This is a genomic window from Rathayibacter sp. VKM Ac-2801, from assembly GCF_009834245.1.
In the GTDB taxonomy this organism is placed as follows: Bacteria; Actinomycetota; Actinomycetes; order Actinomycetales; family Microbacteriaceae; genus Rathayibacter.
In genome coordinates this window covers 2,329,477-2,347,149 of sequence record NZ_CP047183.1, presented here as the reverse complement: position 1 = coordinate 2,347,149, position 17,673 = coordinate 2,329,477, and the positions used below count along the sequence as shown (strand labels likewise).

The window sequence follows — 17,673 nt, the reverse complement described above, 5'->3', positions numbered from 1 at the left end:
GCGCCCGCCCCCGTGTCTGGAGAGGGCTGATCGTGCGTCGCGGCGTTCTCCGCAAGGCGGAGGAGGAAGCGGTACCGGCGGTATCGCGCCCGACGACAACGTCGCGAAGCCGGCGCCTCCCGTCTGAGAGGGCTGATCGTGCGTCGCGGCGTTCTCCGCAAGGCGGAGGAGGAAGCGGTACCGGCGGTATCGCGCCCGTCGACAACGCCGCGAAGCCGGCGCCTCCCGTCTGAGAGGGCTGATCGTGCGTCGCGGTGTTCTCCGCAAGGCGGAGGAGGAAGCGATACCGGCGTTATCGCGCCCGACGACAACGCCGCGGAGAACACCGCGACGTGCGATCAGTGGCCGGACCAGGTCTCGACGTTGGCGACGCGGACCTCGATCTCCCGCCCGTTGGGTGCTGTGAAGCGGGTGGTGTCGCCGACGTTCAGGCCCATGATGGCCGAGCCGAGGGGGCTCTGGGGGCTGTAGACGTCGAGGTCGCTCTCGCCCGCCATCTCGCGGTTGCCGAGGAGGAAGCGGGACTCGTCGCCCGCGATCTCGGCGGTGATGATGGTGCCGGCCTCGACGACTCCGTGGCTCTCGGGGGGCGTGCCGATCTCGGCCTCGCGGAGGAGGGAGGTCAGCTGGCGGATACGGGCCTCGATCTTGCCCTGCTCGTCCTTCGCGGCGTGGTAGCCGCCGTTCTCCTTCAGATCGCCCTCCTCGCGGGCGACCTCGATGCGCTTGGCGATCTCCTCGCGTCCGTTGGTGGACAGCTCGGTGAGCTCCGCCTCGAGGCGGTCGTACGACTCCTGGGTCATCCAGGTCACCTGTGACTGGTCGGCCATGGTGGGCTCCTGCTCTGCGGGCCGCGCTCGCGGCGCCCGGCAGCACCGTGCGGAGGTGTCCGCGTCCGGCGGTGGGGACGGCCGGCGTCAGGCGGCGGTGGGAATGGCGAGGCCCCGACGAGTCCGTCAGGGCTTCGGGCAAGCCTACGGGAGCCAGCAGGAGGAGATCAAACCTGTGTTCGCGAGCTCGGTGGTGCGGACCGTCTCGGTGTAGGAGCGGAACCGCTCCGTCGAGGCGGGGTACTCCACGACCCGCCAGCCGACCACGGCGGACTGCTCGTTGAGGGCCTGGACCGCGCAGGCGACCTCGCGGCCCGCGGGCGCGGCGAGGTCGAAGGAGACGGTGACGGAGCGGTCGTCGACGACCTGGTGCGCGGTGTCCTGGACGTCCACTCCGCCGCGCGCTCCGTCGAGTCCGGCCCAGATCACCCAGGCGGCGAAGACGGCGACGAAGGCGAGCGCGACGCCGCCGAAGAGCCAGCGGTTGCCGCGGCGGGTGCGCTCCGTGCGGCCGTAGCGGGTGGCGAGGGGTCCGGCGGCGCGGACCGCGTCCGGATCGAGCGCGGGCGCGGCGGCTCCCTCGACGCTCTCGGACGTGCGGGCGGCCACGGAACTCCCTGGGTGATGCGTCTACTCTGGACGGGTGGCGCGCGTCCTTCGCGGACGGGAGCGCCGAACCCATTAAACCCCGAGGAATCGAGCGATCGTGTCCCAGGCCGTCGAGGTCTCCGTCGATTCGGAGGTGCGGGACACTCCGCGCCTCCTCGCCGTGCACGCCCATCCGGACGACGAGTCGAGCAAGGGCGCGGCGACGCTGGCCGCCTACGCCGCGCGAGGCGCCGAGGTCATGGTGGTCTCCTGCACCGGAGGCGAGGCCGGCTCCGTGCTGAACGAGGGCCTCGAGGCCCGCGCGCACGCCGAGCGCGACATCGGCGGTCTCCGCCGGTACGAGATGGCGGCCGCCCGCGCGGCGCTCGGCGTCGAGCACGCCTGGCTCGGCTTCGTGGACTCCGGGATGCCCGAGGACGGGAAGGTCGACGCCGCCTCGTTCGCGGGACTGCCGCTCGCCACCGCCTCCGCGCCGCTCGTGCGCCTGGTCCGCCGGTTCCGGCCGCACGTGATCATCAGCTACGACGAGAACGGCGGCTATCCGCACCCCGACCACATCCGCGCCCACCAGGTCGCCGTCGAGGCGTACCGCGCGGCGGGCCTCGCCGAGGAGTACCGGGGCACGGGCGCTCCGTGGTCGATCTCGAAGCTCTACTACGACCGCGTCTTCAGCGGCCAGAAGCTGCGGGCGATCGCCGAGCACCTGCGCTCGATCGATCCGGAGGACCCGCGCCTGTCGGTGTTCGAGGAGATGAAGCGCTGGAACGAGGACACCCCGTACCTCGCGACCACGCGCGTCGTGATCTCCGGCTTCCACGACCGGCGCGACGCGGCTCTGCTCGCCCACGCCAGCCAGGTCGCTCCGGACAACGCCTTCTTCTTCCTCCCGCACGAGGCGATCGACGCCGCCTGGCCGACCGACGACTTCCAGCTCGTCGAGAGCCGGGTCGACGCGCCGACGCCCGAGACCGATCTCTTCGCCGGTCTCGACCTGGCCGAGCTCGCCCCGGGCCCGACCGCGGTCGTCCCGCCGATCGCCCCGGATCCCGAGCCCTCGGGGGAGGCCCCGGTGTCACCCGAGCCCGACGGCTCCGGCGTCGCCGTCGCGGACGAGGTGCGCGCGTGATCGCGGGGCTGCTCGAGGGCGCCCAGCGCGCCGTCGTCCTCGCCTCGACGACGGTGCCGACCCCGGGTCCCGAGTTCAACGAGGACACGGTCACGCCGGGCCTCTTCGGCTTCGTCACGATGCTCGTGATCGCCCTCGCCGCCGTCCTCCTCGCGCTCGACATGGTCCGCCGCGTGCGGCGCACCACCTACACGGCGCAGGTGAAGGAGCGGCTCGACGCCGAGGAGGCGGAGCGCAGCGGGAGCTGAGCCCGGCCCGCAGCGGTCGCCCGGGCCCCGCTACGCGTTGTAGGCGGGGTGGAGCGAGACGATCAGTGCCGCCGTCCAGTGGCAGAGGAACGCCACGGCCGTGAGGGCGTGGAAGATCTCGTGGAAGCCGAAGACACCCGGGAACGGGTTGGGCTTCTTGATCCCGTAGATCACGGCGCCCGCGGAGTAGCAGAGCCCGCCGACGAGGACGAGCACCATCATCGTGGCGCTGGCCTCGAAGAGCGGGCCGAGGTACATCACGGCCGCCCAGCCCAGCAGCAGGTAGAGCGGCACGTAGAGCCAGCGCGGCGCGCCGATCCAGAAGACGCGGAAGCCGATTCCGAGCAGCGCCCCCGCCCAGACCAGGACCAGCAGGAGCGTGCCCTGCGCGGGCGGCAGGGCGAGCACGGCCAGCGGCGTGTACGTGCCGGCGATCAGCAGGAAGATGTTGGCGTGGTCGATCCGCTTCAGGATCATCTTCGTCCGCGGCTTCCAGTCGAAGCGGTGGTACAGCGCGGAGTTGCCGAAGAGCAGGAGCGACGTGGTGGCGAACACCGCGGCCGCCCACTTCGCAGCGGTCCCCTCCGCGACCACGATCAGCACCGCTCCGGCGACGATCGCCAGCGGGAAGAGGCCTGCGTGGATCCAGCCGCGCCAGGTCGGCCGGACCTCCGCCGAGGAGTCGTGCTCGATCGCGTCCTCGACGAGGGGGAGGACGGGCAGGTCGGGGCCGTCCACTCCGTCGGCGTCGCCGGCGCGGACGGTGCGGGCGCGGGGATCGGACGGGGGAGGCGTCGGCCGCTGGCTCATGCCGGACAGACTACGACGCCGTCCCGGACCGACGCCGAGCGTCGCCGCGCTCCGAGGAGCGCCCCGGACCGACTACCGTGTCACTGTGCCGAAGCCGAGACTGCCTGTGGGAAGGGACCTCCTCTACGGCGTCTACAAGAAGCGCCTCCGCTCGAGCCTTCCCCCCGACTCCCTGCCGAACCACGTCGCGATGATCATCGACGGCAACCGGCGCTGGGCGCGGCAGCGGGCCCTCGAGACCGCCGCGCACGGCCACCGGGCGGGCGCCGCCAAGGTGCACGAGTTCCTGCAGTGGTGCGACGAGCTCGGCGTGCGCCACGTCACCCTCTACCTGCTCTCGCAGGACAACCTCGTCGGCCGGGACAGCAGCGAGCTGACCGAGCTGATCGCGATCATCGCCGACCTCGCCGAGGAGGTCTCCCAGCAGCCCGACTGGCGCGTGCAGCACGTCGGCTCCGATGAGGGCCTCCCGCCGTCGCTCGTGGCCGCGCTCGACACGGCGGAGGCGCGCACCGCCTCCCACACGGGCCTGCACGTCAACCTCGCGGTCGGCTACGGCGGCCGGCACGAGATCGCCCAGGCCGTGCGGAGCATCCTGGAGGAGCACGGCAAGCGCGGGTCCTCCATCGAGGACGTCGCGGGCCTGCTGACCCCGGAGCTCATCGGCGAGCACCTCTACACCAGCGGGCAGCCCGACCCCGATCTGGTCATCCGGACCTCGGGGGAGCAGCGCCTCTCCGACTTCATGCTCTGGCAGAGCGCGCACAGCGAGTTCTACTTCATGGAGGCGCTCGGCCCCGACATCCGCGAGGTCGACTTCCTCCGGGCGCTCCGCGACTACGCCGGACGGCACCGCCGCTTCGGCAGCTGACCTCGCGGCTCCTGCCGCATCACCGACCGGAAGGGCCGGCATGAGCTCGAACGAGGCCACCTCCACCACGACCGAGGACTACCTCGCCGGCTTCGGCGAGGAGACGGGGTACCTCGACTTCGGCCGGGTGGGCCCGCTCTCGGCGACCGTCGCCGCCGAGCAGGAGGCGGCGGTCGAGCTGCTGGTGCGCGCGCGCAGCGGCACCCTCGACGAGCTGTTCCGGCAGGACGAGCGCGTCCGGGAGGCCGCGGCGGCGCTCGTGCGCGTCCCCGCCGACCGCGTCGTCTTCCAGCCCAACACCTCGACCGGCCTCCTGCACGCGCTGTTCGGCGCCTCGGGCGCGGTGCTGCTGTCGGCCGCGGAGTTCCCGAGCCTGCCGTTCGCGGCGGTGCGCTCAGCGCAGGCCCTCGGGTCGGTGGAGCCCCGGTGGCTGCGCACCGAGCAGGGACGGGTGACGCCGGAGGCGGTCCGCGAGCAGCTCGCGGACGATGTGACGACCGTCGCGGTGAGCCTGGTCGACTCCCGCACGGGCTACCTCGCGGACGTCGCGGCGATCCGAGACGTGATCGGCGACCGGATGCTCGTCCTCGACGCCATCCAGGGCTTCGGCGTCGTGGACGCGCCCTACGAGCTGGCGGACGTGGTCGTCACCGGCGGCCAGAAGTGGCTCCGCGCCGGGTGGGGGACCGGCTTCCTCGCGCTCAGCGAGCGGGCGCTGTCGCGGCTGACGCCGGTGCTCTCCGGCTGGACCGGATCGGAGCAGGCGGAGCCGTGGGACGAGGTGGCTCCGCCGCGCGGCGACGCCCGGGCCTTCAGCATCAGCAACCCGGACCCGATCGCCCAGGCCCGGCTCGCGTCGGCGCTGGAGGAGGTCGCGGCGGTCGGGCAGTCGACGATCGCCGCGCTCGTGGCGGAGCGGGTCAGCGCGATCGTGGATCTGGCGGACGAGTTCGGACTGGCGGTGGTGGGCTCCCGCGGCGAGCACGAGCGCGCCGGCATCGTGGTCGTCGAGCCGGAGCCGGAGGAGCTGGCCCCGCTGGCCGCCTCCCTCGCCGCGCACGGCGTCACCGCGCGTCTGCGGCCGAGCACCGTCCGCTTCAGCGCGCACGCCGGCACCACCGACGAGACCCTCGCGCTGCTCCGCGCCGCCCTGATCTCGTCGGCCACGAGCATCGACTACTAGGCCGGATTCCGCGCGTTCACACACTGGTTACACATTCGTAGCGGTGAGAAGCACACGGATGTCATTCGCCGGGTTAGGTTCGAGTCATCAGGTACAGCGCCTGGTCGAGACGGCCACAGATGTACGGCTCGACATCGCGCAGACGCCGAAGGGACACTGCGCGGTGCACGACACGCACCGATGAGGCCGGCTCGAGGACATGAGCCGGGGGCTCCGGCCCCCGGAGTGTGGAGAGTCGTCGTGACAGTTCCCCAGGGCATGGATCCTCAGACCGGGACGCAGGGCGGCGTCCACCGCCGTGTCCAGCACGGCTCGTCGGATCCGGCCGATCAGCTCCTCCGCACCTACGTCCTGGACACCTCGGTGCTCCTGTCGGACCCCTCCTCGATGTTCCGGTTCGCGGAGCACGCCGTCGTGCTGCCGATCGTCGTCATCAGCGAGCTCGAGGGCAAGCGCAACGATCCCGAGATCGGCTACTTCGCCCGGCAGGCCCTGCGCCGCCTCGACGAGCTGCGGGTGCAGCACGAGCGCCTCGATTTCCCGATCGCCGTCGGCCGCGGCGGCACGCTGCGCGTCGAGCTCAACCACTCGAACATGTCGGTGCTGCCGAGCGGGCTCCAGATGGGCGACAACGACGCGAGGATCCTCGCCGTCGCGCTCAACCTGCAGAGCGAGGGCGCGGCGGTCACCGTCGTGTCCAAGGACATGCCGATGCGGGTGAAGGCCGCCTCCATCGGTCTCGCGGCGGAGGAGTACCTGGCCGAGCAGGCCCCCGAGTCCGGCTGGACCGGGATGGACGACGTGACGCTCGGCGGCGACGCGATGAGCGAGCTCTACGACCGCGAGCGCCTCTTCACGGACGTCGTGGCCGACATCCCGGTCAACACCGGACTCGTCGTCCACTCCGACCGCGGCTCCGCTCTCGCGCGGGTCACCGGGAAGCGGCAGATCACGCTCGTCCGCGGCGACAAGGACGTCTTCGGCCTGCACGGGCGGTCGGCGGAGCAGCGGCTCGCGATCGACCTGCTGCTCGACCCGGAGGTCGGCATCGTCTCGCTCGGAGGCCGGGCCGGCACCGGCAAGTCGGCGCTGGCGCTCTGCGCGGGCCTGGAGGCGGTGCTGGAGAAGCGCCAGCACAAGAAGATCATGGTCTTCCGGCCGCTCTACGCGGTGGGCGGCCAGGACCTCGGCTTCCTGCCCGGCGATGCGGCCGAGAAGATGAACCCCTGGGCGCAGGCGGTCTTCGACACGCTCGGGGCGCTGGTGTCGCAGAACGTGCTCGACGAGGTGATCGAGCGCGGGATGCTCGAGGTGCTGCCGCTCACGCACATCCGCGGGCGCTCGCTGCACGACGCGTTCGTGATCGTCGACGAGGCGCAGTCGCTGGAGCGGAACGTCCTGCTCACGGTGCTCTCGCGCGTCGGCCAGAACTCCCGGGTGGTGCTGACCCACGACGTGGCGCAGCGCGACAACCTCCGGGTCGGCCGGCACGACGGGGTCGCCTCCGTGATCGAGACGCTGAAGGGCCACCCGCTGTTCGCGCACGTCACGCTGACACGCTCCGAGCGCTCGGCGATCGCCGCTCTGGTCACCGAGATGCTGGAGTCTAACGAGCTCGCCTGACGGGCACGCCGCGCGTCCGGCCCGCGGGATCCGGTGATCCCCGGGCCGGACGCGTCTCTGCGGGGCACCGGGGCGTAGCGTGGGCTGGTGAGCATCCTCGATGACGCGCTCCTCGAGCGCTTCCGCACCCGCGCGGCCGACTACGACGAGCGCAACGCCTTCTGCGCGGAAGACCTCGACGAGCTGCGCAGGATCGGGTACCTGGCGCTGCTCGTCCCCGAGGAGCTCGGCGGTGCCGGCCTCGGCCTGGAGCAGGCGGCCGCCGAGCAGACCCGCCTCGCGACCGCCGCGCCCGCGACGGCGCTCGCCGTCAACATGCACCTGGTCTGGACCGGGATCGCGCGCCTCCTGCTGGAGCGGGGCGACGACTCCCTCCGCCCGGTGCTCGTCGACGCCGCGGCGGGCCACGTCTTCGCCTTCGGCAACAGCGAGGCGGGCAACGATCTGGTGCTCTCGGATTCGCTGACGCGCGCGGAGCCGCTCGGAGACGGCGGCTACCGCTTCACCGGCACGAAGGTCTTCACCTCCCTCGCGCCCGCCTGGACCCGGCTCGGCGTGTTCGGCCGGGACGACAGCGGGACGGAGCCGCGGCTCGTGCACGGCTTCGTCCACCGAGAGGATCCGGAGTCGTCCGTCGCCGGACTCGAGGTCCGCGACGACTGGGACACGCTCGGCATGCGCGCGACCCAGAGCCGCACGACGGTGCTCGACGGCGTCGTCGTCCCGGCCGAGCGGATGATCCGCTCGCTCCCCGTCGGACCCACCGCCGACCCCTTCGTCTTCGCCGTCTTCGCGGCCTTCGAGCTGCTGATCTCCTCGGTCTACCTCGGCGTCGCGCAGCGCGCGCTCGAGCTCGCCGTCGCCTCCGTCCGCCGCCGGACCTCCCTCCGGGCGGGCGGGCGGCCGCTGGCCGAGGATCCCGAGGTGCGGCACCGGGTGGCTGAGACCGGGATGCTGCTCGACGGGCTCGAGGCGCCGCTGCGCTCGGCGGCGGCCGACGTGGACGCGCTCGTCGACCGCGGTGCGCGCTGGTTCCCCTCGCTGGTCGGGGTGAAGATCCGCACCACGGAGGGAGCGCTCCGCGTCGTCGAGAGCGCCGTCCGGATCGCGGGCGGCTCGGCGTACCAGCGCAGGTCGGAACTCGGCCGCCTCTACCGCGACGTGCTCGCGGGGCGGTTCCACCCCTCCGACGACGCGTCGGCGCACGGCGCCTGGGCGTCGCTCCTGCTCGGACCGCTGCCTCCGCGCGACTGAAGCCGGTCGTCGGACGGGCCCCTGCCGCCGCTCGCGACGCTCCGGCGGGCCGCCCTGTGGAGAACTCCGACGCGCGCGGGGCGGTGCGCCCTAGTCTCGGCGGATGCTCCGAGGACCTCTGCTCGACCGGACCGCCCTGCTCCTGGGGGCCCTGGTGCTCCTCCTGATCGCGGCCCCGCACCTCGGTCGGGCGCCCGGCCTCGTTCCGGTGGCGCTCGCGAGCGTGCCGCTGGTGCTGGCGGACGTGCGCGGGCACCGGCTCCCGAACGCGATCACCCTCCCGCTGCTGGCGGTCGGAGCCGCCCTCGCGCCCACGGAGGGGACGCTTCTCGCCGTCCTGGCGACGGTGCTGTGCCTGGGCCTGCTCCATGCGGCGGGCGGGCTGGGCCTCGGCGACGTGAAGCTCCAGGCGGCCCTCGCACCGCCGCTCGCGGCTCTCGGACCCGAGCAGGTCGTCGTCGCCCCTGCTCTCGCCTTCGCGACGGCCGGGCTGTGGGTGCTCGCGCTGCGCGTCCGCGGGCGGGTCGCGCTCGGACCGTTCCTGCTCGCGGGGTTCTGGCTGGTGCTCTGACGGCCCGCCCCCGCGCCGAGCGCAGGGACGGGCCGTCGGAGGGGCGGGCTCAGCCGGGGCGGGTCATCGACATGACGTCGAGGGCGCTGTCGAGCTGCGCCTCCGTCACCTCGCCGCGCTCGACGAAGCCGAGGTCCACGACGGACTCGCGGACGGTGATGCCCTTGGCGACCGAGTTCTTCGCGACCGTGGCGGCGGCCTCGTAGCCGATCACCTTGTTGAGCGGAGTGACGATCGAGGGGGACGACTCGGCGAGGGCGCGGGCGTGCTCGACGTCGGCCTCGAGGCCGTCGACGGTCTTGTCGGCGAGCAGCACCGCCGAGTTCGCGAGCAGGCGGATCGACTCCAGCAGCGCCGTCCCCATGACGGGGATCGCGACGTTCAGCTCGAAGGCGCCCGAGGCGCCGGCCCAGGCGATGGTGGCGTCGTTGCCGATCACGCGTGCGCAGACCATCAGGACGGCCTCCGGGATCACCGGGTTCACCTTGCCGGGCATGATCGAGGATCCGGGCTGCAGGTCGGGGATCCGCAGCTCTCCCAGGCCGGTGTTGGGGCCGGAGCCCATCCAGCGCAGGTCGTTGTTGATCTTGGTCAGGCTCACCGCGAGCACGCGCAAGGCGCCGGAGGCCTCGACGAGCGAGTCCCGCGCACCCTGGGCCTCGAAGTGGTTGCGGGCCTCCGTGACGGGCAGTCCCGTCTCCTCCGCGAGGCGCGCGATGACCTTCTGCGGGAAGCCGGCGGGGGTGTTGATCCCGGTGCCGACCGCGGTGCCGCCGAGAGGGACCTCGGCGACCCGGGGGAGCGCCGACTGCACGCGCTCGATCCCGAGGCGGATCTGCGCGGCGTAGCCGCCGAACTCCTGGCCGAGCGTCACCGGGGTGGCGTCCATCAGGTGCGTGCGGCCGGCCTTGACGACCTCGGCCCACTGCTCCGCCTTGACCTCGAGCGACTCGGCGAGCTGCTCGAGCGAGGGGATCAGCGACTCGATCAGCGCGCCGGTGACGGCGACGTGGACCGAGGTGGGGAACACGTCGTTGGAGGACTGCGAGGCGTTGACGTGGTCGTTCGGGTGCACGGTTCGGCCGAGGGCCGTCGTCGCCAGCGAACCCAGCACCTCGTTCATGTTCATGTTCGAGGACGTGCCCGAGCCGGTCTGGTAGACGTCGATCGGGAAGTGCGCGTCGTAGCCGCCACCGACGACGAGGTCGGCCGCGTCGGCGATCGCGGCGGCGATGTCTGCGTCGAGCACGCCCAGCTCGGCGTTGGCCAGCGCCGCCGCTTTCTTGATGCGGGCGAGGGCGGCGATCTGAGCCGGCTCGAGGCCCGCACCCGAGATCGGGAAGTTCTCGACCGCCCGCTGGGTCTGCGCGGCGTAGAGGGCGTCGCGCGGGACCCGCACCTCGCCCATCGTGTCGTGCTCGATGCGGAAGTCGCCGGAGTCGTCGGTCGGGGAGTGATCCACCACGCTGTGTTCGTCCTTGTCTGATCGGTTGGTGCTGTGCTGTCCGGAGCCGCTCACGCGGGATCCGATCCCACCGCGCTCGGAGCGGCGGCGGAGGAGGCCGAGTCGGAGTCGCGCTCCAGCTCGGAGACGTAGGGGCTGAGCTCGGGCGGTTCGATGCCGAGCACGACATCGGACATCACGGTGCCGTCCGAGAGCCGGTAGTTGGCGCCGACGAGGGCGAGCCGCCCGGTCGCGACCGCGTCCGCGATCAGCGGGGATCGCTGGAGCAGCTCGGCGACGGTGTCCCGGAGGTGCTCGCGGCCCACGGCCAGCGCGTCGGTCGCCGACGGGTCGACGAGCACGCGGCCGTCCGGCTGCGCGCCCACGTGGCGGCGCACCGCGGGGATGATCGGCTCGATCAGGTGCTCGATGTGCGGGGGGAGCCGCTCGGCGCCGGGCGCCTGCGACTGGATCGCCGCGCGGACCGCTCCGCATTCGTCGTGGCCGAGCACGAGCAGCACCTTGACGCCGAGGACGGCGACGCCGTACTCCAGCGAGCCGATGATCGAGTCGGCGATCACCTGGCCGGCGTTCCGGACGACGAAGAGGTCGCCGAGACCCAGGTCGAAGATGATCTCCGCCGCGAGGCGGGAGTCGCTGCAGCCGAAGAGCGCGGCGAGCGGGGCCTGCGCGGCGGCGAGCTCGGCGCGGCGCTCGACGTCCTGGCGGGGGTGGCGGGGCTCGCCGGCGACGAAGCGCTGGTTGCCGCGGAGCATCTCCTTCCAGACCCACGCCGGCGGGCGGGACTCGCGGGGGACGGTGCTGCTGGTTCCGAGGCTCATCGGGACTCCTCCTGGCCGATCTGCGGGGTGATGGCGTCCACGACCTGCCGGATCTCGTCCGTCGGGGCCGTGCCGTAGACGAGGTAGGTGCTGGAGCCCTGCGTCGTCTCGAGGGCGTAGGGAGTGTTGCCGGTGTCGTCGCCGGAGTCGCGGTGGTCGTAGACGGTCCAGTCGCGGCCGTCGATCGTCTCGACGCCGGTCGCCGCGCGGCGGTCGAGCTGCGTCGCGACCCAGGCCGCGTCCGCGTCGAGCCCCTGGCTCAGGCCGATGTAGCCCGCCTTCGGGGTGATCAGGCCGACGTACCAGTAGTCGGTGCCGTTCTCGCGGCGCAGCTCGGCCGCGTTGGCCTTCCAGCCCTCGGGCAGGGCGGGCACGGCGAGCGTCTGCTCCTCGCCCAGCTGGACCTGCGCGGCGACGCGAGGCACGTCGACCGAGGCGAGCTCCACGGTGTCGCCGCGGGGGACGAGCAGCACGATGAGCGCGACGGCGCCGACGGTCGCGAGCAGCGAGAAGACGAGGTTGTTGACAGTCTTGCGCTGACGGTAGAGCCGGGAGTTCTCGGCCTTGCGGGCGGCCGTCTCGGCGGCCGTCTCCGGGCGCCCGAGCTCGGCGACGACCCGCGCCGGCTTGTCGCGGCTCATCCGGCGGCCGCCCCTCCGGAGCGGGCCGCGTCCAGCCGGGCGCGTGCTCCGATCAGCCACTCCTCGCAGCGGGCGGCGAGGGCCTCGCCGCGCTCCCACAGGGCGAGTGAGCGCTCGAGCGTGGAGCTGCCCTGCTCGAGCTCGGACACGACGCGGACGAGCTCGTCGCGCGCCTGCTCGTAGGAGAATCCCGAGACGTCGGAGTCGGTCGCCGGGATGTCGGGGGAGTCGGGCATGGCTCTGATCCTATCGATCGGGGCTGGGGGAGACGTGGGGCGCGGCGTGCTCAGGACCGGCCGGCGGGATCGCCGGTGGGCCCCTCGGAGCGGGCGCCGACGGCTCCCTCCGCGAGCGTGAGGACGAGCGCGCCGCCGGCCGGCGCGTCGCCGGGCGCCCGGACGACGTGCCCGGCCGCGTTCTGGACGATCGCGTAGCCGCGGTCGAGGGTGTGCTGAGGGGAGAGGGCGCGCAGGTGGCCGTGCAGGCGCTCGACCTCGAGGTGCGCGCGCTCGAGGCGGCGGTCCACCAGCTCGGCGCCGCGCGCCACCCAGCGGGTGAGCTCCTCGGCGTGCCGGTCGACCAGCACGTGCGGCTGGGCGAGCACCGGCCGCGAGCGGAGTTGCGAGAGCCGGTCGATCTCGTGCGAGACGAGCCCGCTCACGCGGCCGGTCATCCGCAGCCGCGCCTGCTGCACGCGCAGCAGCTCGTCGGAGACGTCGGGCACGACCCTCTTGGCGGCGTCGGTGGGAGTGGAGGCGCGCAGGTCGGCGACGTCGTCGAGCAGCGGGCGGTCGGCCTCGTGGCCGATCGCGCTGACGACCGGAGTGGAGCAGGCGGCGACAGCGCGCACGAGCGCCTCGTCGCTGAAGCCGAGCAGGTTCTGGAAGTCCCCGCCTCCGCGGGCGATCACGATCACGTCGATGCTTTCGTCGGACTCGAGGGTCCGCAGCGCCGAGAGCACCTCCGGCACCGTCCGGTCGCCCTGCACGGCCGAGTGGACGACCCGGAAACGCACGGCGGGCCAGCGCAGCTGCGCGTTCCGCAGCACGTCCTTCTCGGCGTCCGAGTCCTTGCCGGTGATGAGCCCCACGCCGTGCGGGAGGAACGGCAGCGGCTTCTTGCGGGAGGCGTCGAACAGCCCTTCCGACGCGAGCTGCCGGCGGAGCCGCTCGAGCTTCTCGAGCAGATCGCCGAGGCCGACGTGGCGCATCTCGAAGACCTGCATGGAGAGCGTGCCGCCCTTGACCCAGTAGTTGGGCTTCACCAGCGCGATGACCCGATCGCCCTGCTTGAGGTCGGCCGGGAGGCGGCTCCGCACGGACGACCAGACCGTGAAGCCGACCGTCGCGTCGCCCGACAGGTCCTTCAGCTTCCCGTAGACGTTGCCGCCGGAGGCGCCCCACTGGGTGATCTCGCCCTCGACCCACGCGGTGCCGAGGCGCTCGATCCAGCCCTTGATCTTGCTGGCGAGCAGGCCGACCGGCCAGGGTGCGTCGGCGGTGGGTGGGGCGTCGGTCATCGCTGCCTCTGCTCGGAGGGACGGGGGGAGCGGGAGTGCCCTCCCGCGACGACAACGCTACGGGACGGGTCCGACAGCGGGACGGCCCGGGCACAGGATGCACCACGTAGAATCGGGGGGTGAGCCAAGTCCCGATCAGCCTGCCCATGCCGCGCATGCCCCGCGCCACAGGGCGTCTGCGCGACGTCCCCGTCGAGGGCCGCAAGCGCGTCCTCCTCGCCGCGCCCCGCGGCTACTGCGCCGGAGTCGACCGCGCGGTCGTCGCCGTCGAGAAGGCCATCGAGCACTACGGTGCCCCCGTCTACGTGCGCAAGCAGATCGTGCACAACGTGCACGTCGTCTCCACGCTCGAGAGCCAGGGCGCGATCTTCGTCGACGAGGTCGACGAAGTGCCCGAGGGATCGCACATCGTCTTCAGCGCGCACGGCGTCTCGCCTGCCGTCGTCCAGGGGGCGGCCGACCGCAACCTCCAGGCGATCGACGCGACCTGCCCGCTGGTGACGAAGGTGCACCGCGAGGCCGTCCGCTTCGCGCGCGACGACTTCGAGATCCTCCTCATCGGCCACGAGGGCCACGAGGAGGTCGAGGGCACCGCGGGCGAGGCTCCCGATCACGTCACCCTCGTCGGCAGCCCCGACGACGTGCCGAACATCGTCGTGAAGGACCCGGACAAGGTCGTCTGGCTCTCGCAGACGACGCTCTCGGTCGACGAGACGATGGAGACGGTCCGCCGCCTCCGCGAGCGCTTCCCCAACCTTCAGGACCCGCCGAGCGACGACATCTGCTACGCCACGCAGAACCGCCAGGTCGCGATCAAGAAGGTCGCCGCGGGCGCCGAGCTGGTCATCGTCGTGGGCTCCGCGAACTCGTCCAACTCCGTGCGCCTCGTCGAGGTCGCCCTCGAGTACGGCGCGAAGGCCGCCTACCGGGTCGACTACGCGAGCGAGATCAAGCAGGAGTGGCTCGAGGGCATCCGCACCGTCGGCGTCACCAGTGGCGCCTCGGTGCCCGAGGTGCTCGTCCAGGAGGTCCTCGACGACCTCGCCGCCGCCGGGTACGGCGACGTCGAGGAGGTCAAGACCGCGGAGGAGGACCTGATGTTCTCGCTCCCCAAGGAGCTGCGGAAGGACGTCGCCGGCAAGCGCGACGCCCGCGGCGTCGGCGGACGCATCAGCGCGGGAGCCGGCGCCTAGAGAATTCCGGCCCGGACACGGAAGAGGCCGCCCTCCCTCGGGAGCGGCGGCCTCTTCCATGTCCGGTCGGACGGAGACCGACGCTAGACGTCGGTGCCCGCGCCGTTCTGCGAGCCCGACATGCGCGTGACGTAGTCCGCGAACGTCGGGTCGCCCAGGATGGCGATCGCCGCGACGATGAGGGAGAGCAGCACGGTCGCCGCGATCCCGAGGATCGGGACGAGCACGGCGCGCTTGCCGGCGCGGAGCCGCCGGATCGAGATCCACACCGCGAAGGCGACGATCAGCGACTGGGCGAGGGCCACCACGACGCCGAGGACCCGTGCGAGCTCCGGCGACGCGTAGGTGCCGATGCCCTGGGAGCGGTAGAGCTCCTGCAGGGTCGTCGCGAAGCTCGAGGGATCGAGCAGCGTCGGCACGGCGAAGAACACGCCGAGCGCGAGCAGCACGATCGTGAGCAGGCGGTCGACGGGATGCGCGACGGGCTTCGCTGCCGGAGCGGTCGCGGGCCGAGGATCGGTCTCCGACCCCCGCGGGTCGGGCACGACCACGGCGTCCTCCGGCGGCTGCCACGACCAGCCGGGCGGCGCGTACTCGCCGTACTGCGGCTCCGGACGTCCGGCGCCCGGCTGGTCGTGTGCGTTCGTCACGGAGAGGTGCCCTACTTCCCGGAGTTCCCGGCCGAGCCGAGCTGACGGGTCGCCTCGGCGACGCGCGCGGCCATCGCGGTCTCGGCGATCTTGCCCCACGACCGCGGGTCGTAGACCTTCTTGTTGCCGACCTCGCCGTCGACCTTGAGGAAGCCGTCGTAGTTCTTCAGCACGGTGTCCGCGACGGAGCGGCTGAACGCGTACTGCGTGTCGGTGTCGATGTTCATCTTGACGACGCCGTTGCGGACCGCCTCGGCGATCTCCTCGTCGGTCGAGCCCGACCCGCCGTGGAAGACGAGGTCGAGGGGGAGCGCGCCGGTGCCGTACTTCGCCTGCAGGCCGTCCTGGATCTCGCGGAGCAGCTCCGGGCGCAGGCGGACGTTGCCCGGCTTGTAGACGCCGTGGACGTTGCCGAAGGTGAGGGCGGCCATGTAGCGGCCCTGCTCGCCGAAGCCGAGGGCCTCGACGGTCGCGATCGCGTCGTCGAGGGTGGTGTAGAGGTGCTCGTTGATGTCGTGCGAGACGCCGTCCTCCTCGCCGCCGACGACGCCGATCTCGACCTCGAGGATGGCGTTGATGCTCTTGACGCGGGGGAGGATCTCCTTCGCGATGGCGAGGTTCTCGTCGAGCGGGATCGCGGAGCCGTCCCACATGTGCGACTGGAACAGCGGCTCGCGACCGGCCTTGACCTCCTCCTCGGAGGCGGCGATCAGCGGGTAGACGAAGCCCTCGAGCGCGTTCTGCGGGCAGTGGTCGGTGTGGAGTGCGACCGTGACCGGGTAGTTCTTGGCGACCTCGGTCGCGAACTTCGCGAAGGCGATCGCGCCGGCGGCGCGGTTCTTCACGGTGTGACCGGCGAAGTAGTCCGCGCCTCCCGTGGTGACCTGGATAATGCCGTCCGAGCCCGACTCGGTGAGGCCCTGGAGGACCGCGTTGATCGTCTGCGACGACGAGACGTTGAACGCCGGGTAGGCGAAGCCGCCCGCCTTCGCCTTGTCGAGCATCTCTGCGTACTGGTCCGGGGTAGCGACGGGCATGGCATCTCCTTTGACGGATGAACGAAGGGGGGGTCGGGCGAGGCCCGCGTCGCGGACGAGTCTAGCGAGGCGCCCCTCCGCGGTCCCTCCGCCCGTGGAGGGCCCTGGACTAGGCTTCGGGCAGGGATGGGGATCCGCTCCGCGGGTCCTGCGACGACGTGCACGAACTCGACGACGAAGGACTCCGCTCTGTGATCGACAACGACTCGCTCTACCTCCACCCCGACCGCAACCTCGGCATGGAGCTCGTCCGTGCCACCGAGGCCGCCGCGATCCGCGCCGTGCCGTTCATCGGCAAGGGCGACAAGAACGCCGCCGACGGCGCCGCGGTCGACGCCATGCGCACCTTCCTCGGGACCGTGAACTTCGACGGCGTCGTCGTGATCGGCGAGGGAGAGAAGGACAACGCGCCCATGCTCTTCAACGGCGAGCACGTCGGCAACGGCTCGGGGCCCGCCGCCGACATCGCCGTCGACCCGATCGACGGCACCTCGCTGACCGCCGCGGGGCGCCAGAACGCGCTCTCGATGATCGCGGTGGCCGACCGCGGCGCGATGTTCGACCCCTCCGCCGTGTTCTACATGGAGAAGATCGTCACCGGGCCCGAGGGCGTCGGGATCATCGACATCCAGCGCCCGATCGGCGAGAACATCCGCGCCCTGGCCCGTGCCAAGCGCAAGCCCGTCGAGGAGATGCGCATCGCGGTGCTGGACCGGCCGCGCCACGCTCAGCTGATCGAGGACATCCGCGCGGCCGGAGCCGGGACGCGCCTCCTGCTGGACGGCGACGTCGCGGGCGGCATCAACGCGGCGCGCCACGACTCCCGTCTCGACATGTGCGTCGGCACCGGAGGCACGCCCGAGGGCATCATCACGGCCTGCGCGATCCGCGCGCTCGGCGGAGTGATCCAGGGCATCCTCCGCCCGAAGGACGACGACGAGCGGCAGCGCGCCATCGACGCCGGGCACGACCTCGACCGCGTGCTCCACGCCAACGACCTCGTCCGCAGCGACAACACCTACTTCGTCGCGACCGGAGTGACGAACGGCGGGCTCGTGAAGGGCGTGCGCAAGGAGGGCCACGTCATCACGACGGAGTCCATCGTGCTGCGCTCCCGCTCGGGCACCATCCGCCGCGTGACCGCCCAGCACCTCGCGGAGAAGTGGGTCTAGGCCGGAACCGTCTCTCCGAGACGCCGCCCCGCCGGTGAGACGCCGTCCTG

19 protein-coding genes are annotated in these 17,673 nt (G+C 72.3%); 9 read left to right on the top strand and 10 right to left on the bottom strand.

The window, feature by feature from the left end:
- Positions 1-338: 338 nt before the first annotated feature.
- Positions 339-830: a transcription elongation factor GreA gene (greA, locus tag GSU45_RS10800; protein ID WP_159914885.1), complete on the bottom strand. Its 492-nt coding sequence runs from the start codon at positions 828-830 to the stop codon at positions 339-341.
- A gap of 144 nt (positions 831-974) precedes the next feature.
- Positions 975-1,439 (bottom strand): DUF4307 domain-containing protein, encoded by a 465-nt coding sequence (locus GSU45_RS10795; RefSeq protein ID WP_159914883.1) that lies wholly within the window; start codon positions 1,437-1,439, stop codon positions 975-977.
- A gap of 97 nt (positions 1,440-1,536) precedes the next feature.
- Here GSU45_RS10795 and mca point away from each other — a divergent pair, with 97 nt between their 5' ends.
- Complete coding sequence (gene mca, locus GSU45_RS10790) at positions 1,537-2,565, top strand: mycothiol conjugate amidase Mca (RefSeq protein WP_244248097.1); 1,029 nt, start codon at positions 1,537-1,539, stop codon at positions 2,563-2,565.
- Positions 2,562-2,813, top strand: a complete 252-nt coding sequence (locus GSU45_RS10785; RefSeq protein WP_244248096.1) for a hypothetical protein — start codon at positions 2,562-2,564, stop codon at positions 2,811-2,813. The genes mca and GSU45_RS10785 overlap by 4 nt, the downstream gene beginning before the upstream one ends.
- Positions 2,814-2,843: 30 nt before the next feature.
- On the opposite strand, the gene GSU45_RS10780 is transcribed toward GSU45_RS10785, so the two are convergent.
- The gene (locus tag GSU45_RS10780; protein ID WP_244248295.1) at positions 2,844-3,536 is read right to left on the bottom strand and encodes a hemolysin III family protein; all 693 of its coding nucleotides are present in this window, start codon (positions 3,534-3,536) and stop codon (positions 2,844-2,846) included.
- 193 nt (positions 3,537-3,729) lie between these two features.
- Here GSU45_RS10780 and GSU45_RS10775 point away from each other — a divergent pair, with 193 nt between their 5' ends.
- The 5 genes from GSU45_RS10775 to GSU45_RS10755 all read left to right on the top strand — a co-directional run bounded on the left by GSU45_RS10775 (position 3,730) and on the right by GSU45_RS10755 (position 9,125).
- Positions 3,730-4,494 carry an isoprenyl transferase gene (locus GSU45_RS10775; RefSeq protein ID WP_279630826.1) on the top strand — a complete coding sequence of 255 codons (765 nt, stop codon included), beginning with the start codon at positions 3,730-3,732 and terminating at the stop codon, positions 4,492-4,494.
- A gap of 40 nt (positions 4,495-4,534) precedes the next feature.
- Positions 4,535-5,677: an aminotransferase class V-fold PLP-dependent enzyme gene (locus tag GSU45_RS10770; RefSeq protein WP_159914877.1), complete on the top strand. Its 1,143-nt coding sequence runs from the start codon at positions 4,535-4,537 to the stop codon at positions 5,675-5,677.
- Between the two features lie 258 nt (positions 5,678-5,935).
- Positions 5,936-7,300 carry a PhoH family protein gene (locus tag GSU45_RS10765; protein ID WP_104224423.1) on the top strand — a complete coding sequence of 455 codons (1,365 nt, stop codon included), beginning with the start codon at positions 5,936-5,938 and terminating at the stop codon, positions 7,298-7,300.
- Positions 7,301-7,387: 87 nt separating this feature from the next.
- A complete protein-coding gene (locus GSU45_RS10760; RefSeq protein ID WP_244248095.1) occupies positions 7,388-8,554 on the top strand; it encodes an acyl-CoA dehydrogenase family protein in 1,167 nt (388 codons plus the stop codon).
- A 103-nt stretch (positions 8,555-8,657) separates the two neighbouring features.
- A complete protein-coding gene (locus GSU45_RS10755) occupies positions 8,658-9,125 on the top strand; it encodes a prepilin peptidase (RefSeq protein ID WP_159914875.1) in 468 nt (155 codons plus the stop codon).
- Positions 9,126-9,174: 49 nt separating this feature from the next.
- On the opposite strand, the gene GSU45_RS10750 is transcribed toward GSU45_RS10755, so the two are convergent.
- The 5 genes from GSU45_RS10750 to xseA are packed head-to-tail and all read right to left on the bottom strand — an operon-like array spanning position 9,175 to position 13,571.
- The gene (locus GSU45_RS10750; RefSeq protein WP_159914873.1) at positions 9,175-10,590 is read right to left on the bottom strand and encodes a class II fumarate hydratase; all 1,416 of its coding nucleotides are present in this window, start codon (positions 10,588-10,590) and stop codon (positions 9,175-9,177) included.
- A gap of 50 nt (positions 10,591-10,640) precedes the next feature.
- Positions 10,641-11,411 carry a carbonic anhydrase gene (locus tag GSU45_RS10745; protein ID WP_208543427.1) on the bottom strand — a complete coding sequence of 257 codons (771 nt, stop codon included), beginning with the start codon at positions 11,409-11,411 and terminating at the stop codon, positions 10,641-10,643.
- Positions 11,408-12,052: a DUF4245 domain-containing protein gene (locus tag GSU45_RS10740; RefSeq protein ID WP_159914871.1), complete on the bottom strand. Its 645-nt coding sequence runs from the start codon at positions 12,050-12,052 to the stop codon at positions 11,408-11,410. The genes GSU45_RS10745 and GSU45_RS10740 overlap by 4 nt, the downstream gene beginning before the upstream one ends.
- Positions 12,049-12,288 carry an exodeoxyribonuclease VII small subunit gene (locus tag GSU45_RS10735; RefSeq protein WP_159914869.1) on the bottom strand — a complete coding sequence of 80 codons (240 nt, stop codon included), beginning with the start codon at positions 12,286-12,288 and terminating at the stop codon, positions 12,049-12,051. The genes GSU45_RS10740 and GSU45_RS10735 overlap by 4 nt, the downstream gene beginning before the upstream one ends.
- A 50-nt stretch (positions 12,289-12,338) precedes the next feature.
- Positions 12,339-13,571, bottom strand: a complete 1,233-nt coding sequence (gene xseA, locus GSU45_RS10730; protein ID WP_159914867.1) for an exodeoxyribonuclease VII large subunit — start codon at positions 13,569-13,571, stop codon at positions 12,339-12,341.
- Between the two features lie 146 nt (positions 13,572-13,717).
- On the opposite strand from xseA, the gene GSU45_RS10725 reads away from it, so the two are divergent.
- Positions 13,718-14,764, top strand: coding sequence for a 4-hydroxy-3-methylbut-2-enyl diphosphate reductase (locus GSU45_RS10725; protein ID WP_104224416.1), 1,047 nt, complete (start codon positions 13,718-13,720; stop codon positions 14,762-14,764).
- Between the two features lie 83 nt (positions 14,765-14,847).
- On the opposite strand, the gene GSU45_RS10720 is transcribed toward GSU45_RS10725, so the two are convergent.
- The gene (locus GSU45_RS10720) at positions 14,848-15,414 is read right to left on the bottom strand and encodes a DUF6264 family protein (RefSeq protein WP_159914865.1); all 567 of its coding nucleotides are present in this window, start codon (positions 15,412-15,414) and stop codon (positions 14,848-14,850) included.
- A gap of 11 nt (positions 15,415-15,425) precedes the next feature.
- A complete protein-coding gene (gene fbaA, locus GSU45_RS10715; RefSeq protein WP_159914863.1) occupies positions 15,426-16,451 on the bottom strand; it encodes a class II fructose-bisphosphate aldolase in 1,026 nt (341 codons plus the stop codon).
- Between the two features lie 239 nt (positions 16,452-16,690).
- Between fbaA and glpX the strand changes: the two genes are divergently transcribed.
- A complete protein-coding gene (glpX, locus tag GSU45_RS10710) occupies positions 16,691-17,623 on the top strand; it encodes a class II fructose-bisphosphatase (protein WP_097165697.1) in 933 nt (310 codons plus the stop codon).
- Positions 17,624-17,673: the final 50 nt, after the last annotated feature.

Bases quoted from the DNA above. Each gene is read 5' to 3' on its own strand.
- greA (WP_159914885.1), bottom strand. From the start codon at position 830: ATGGCCGACCAGTCACAGGTGACCTGGATGACCCAGGAGTCGTACGAC.
- GSU45_RS10770 (WP_159914877.1), top strand. From the start codon at position 4,535: ATGAGCTCGAACGAGGCCACCTCCACCACGACCGAGGACTACCTCGCC.
- GSU45_RS10765 (WP_104224423.1), top strand. From the start codon at position 5,936: ATGGATCCTCAGACCGGGACGCAGGGCGGCGTCCACCGCCGTGTCCAG.
- GSU45_RS10755 (WP_159914875.1), top strand. From the start codon at position 8,658: ATGCTCCGAGGACCTCTGCTCGACCGGACCGCCCTGCTCCTGGGGGCC.
- GSU45_RS10745 (WP_208543427.1), bottom strand. From the start codon at position 11,411: ATGAGCCTCGGAACCAGCAGCACCGTCCCCCGCGAGTCCCGCCCGCCG.
- GSU45_RS10740 (WP_159914871.1), bottom strand. From the start codon at position 12,052: ATGAGCCGCGACAAGCCGGCGCGGGTCGTCGCCGAGCTCGGGCGCCCG.
- GSU45_RS10735 (WP_159914869.1), bottom strand. From the start codon at position 12,288: ATGCCCGACTCCCCCGACATCCCGGCGACCGACTCCGACGTCTCGGGA.
- xseA (WP_159914867.1), bottom strand. From the start codon at position 13,571: ATGACCGACGCCCCACCCACCGCCGACGCACCCTGGCCGGTCGGCCTG.
- GSU45_RS10725 (WP_104224416.1), top strand. From the start codon at position 13,718: ATGCCGCGCATGCCCCGCGCCACAGGGCGTCTGCGCGACGTCCCCGTC.
- fbaA (WP_159914863.1), bottom strand. From the start codon at position 16,451: ATGCCCGTCGCTACCCCGGACCAGTACGCAGAGATGCTCGACAAGGCG.
- glpX (WP_097165697.1), top strand. From the start codon at position 16,691: ATGGAGCTCGTCCGTGCCACCGAGGCCGCCGCGATCCGCGCCGTGCCG.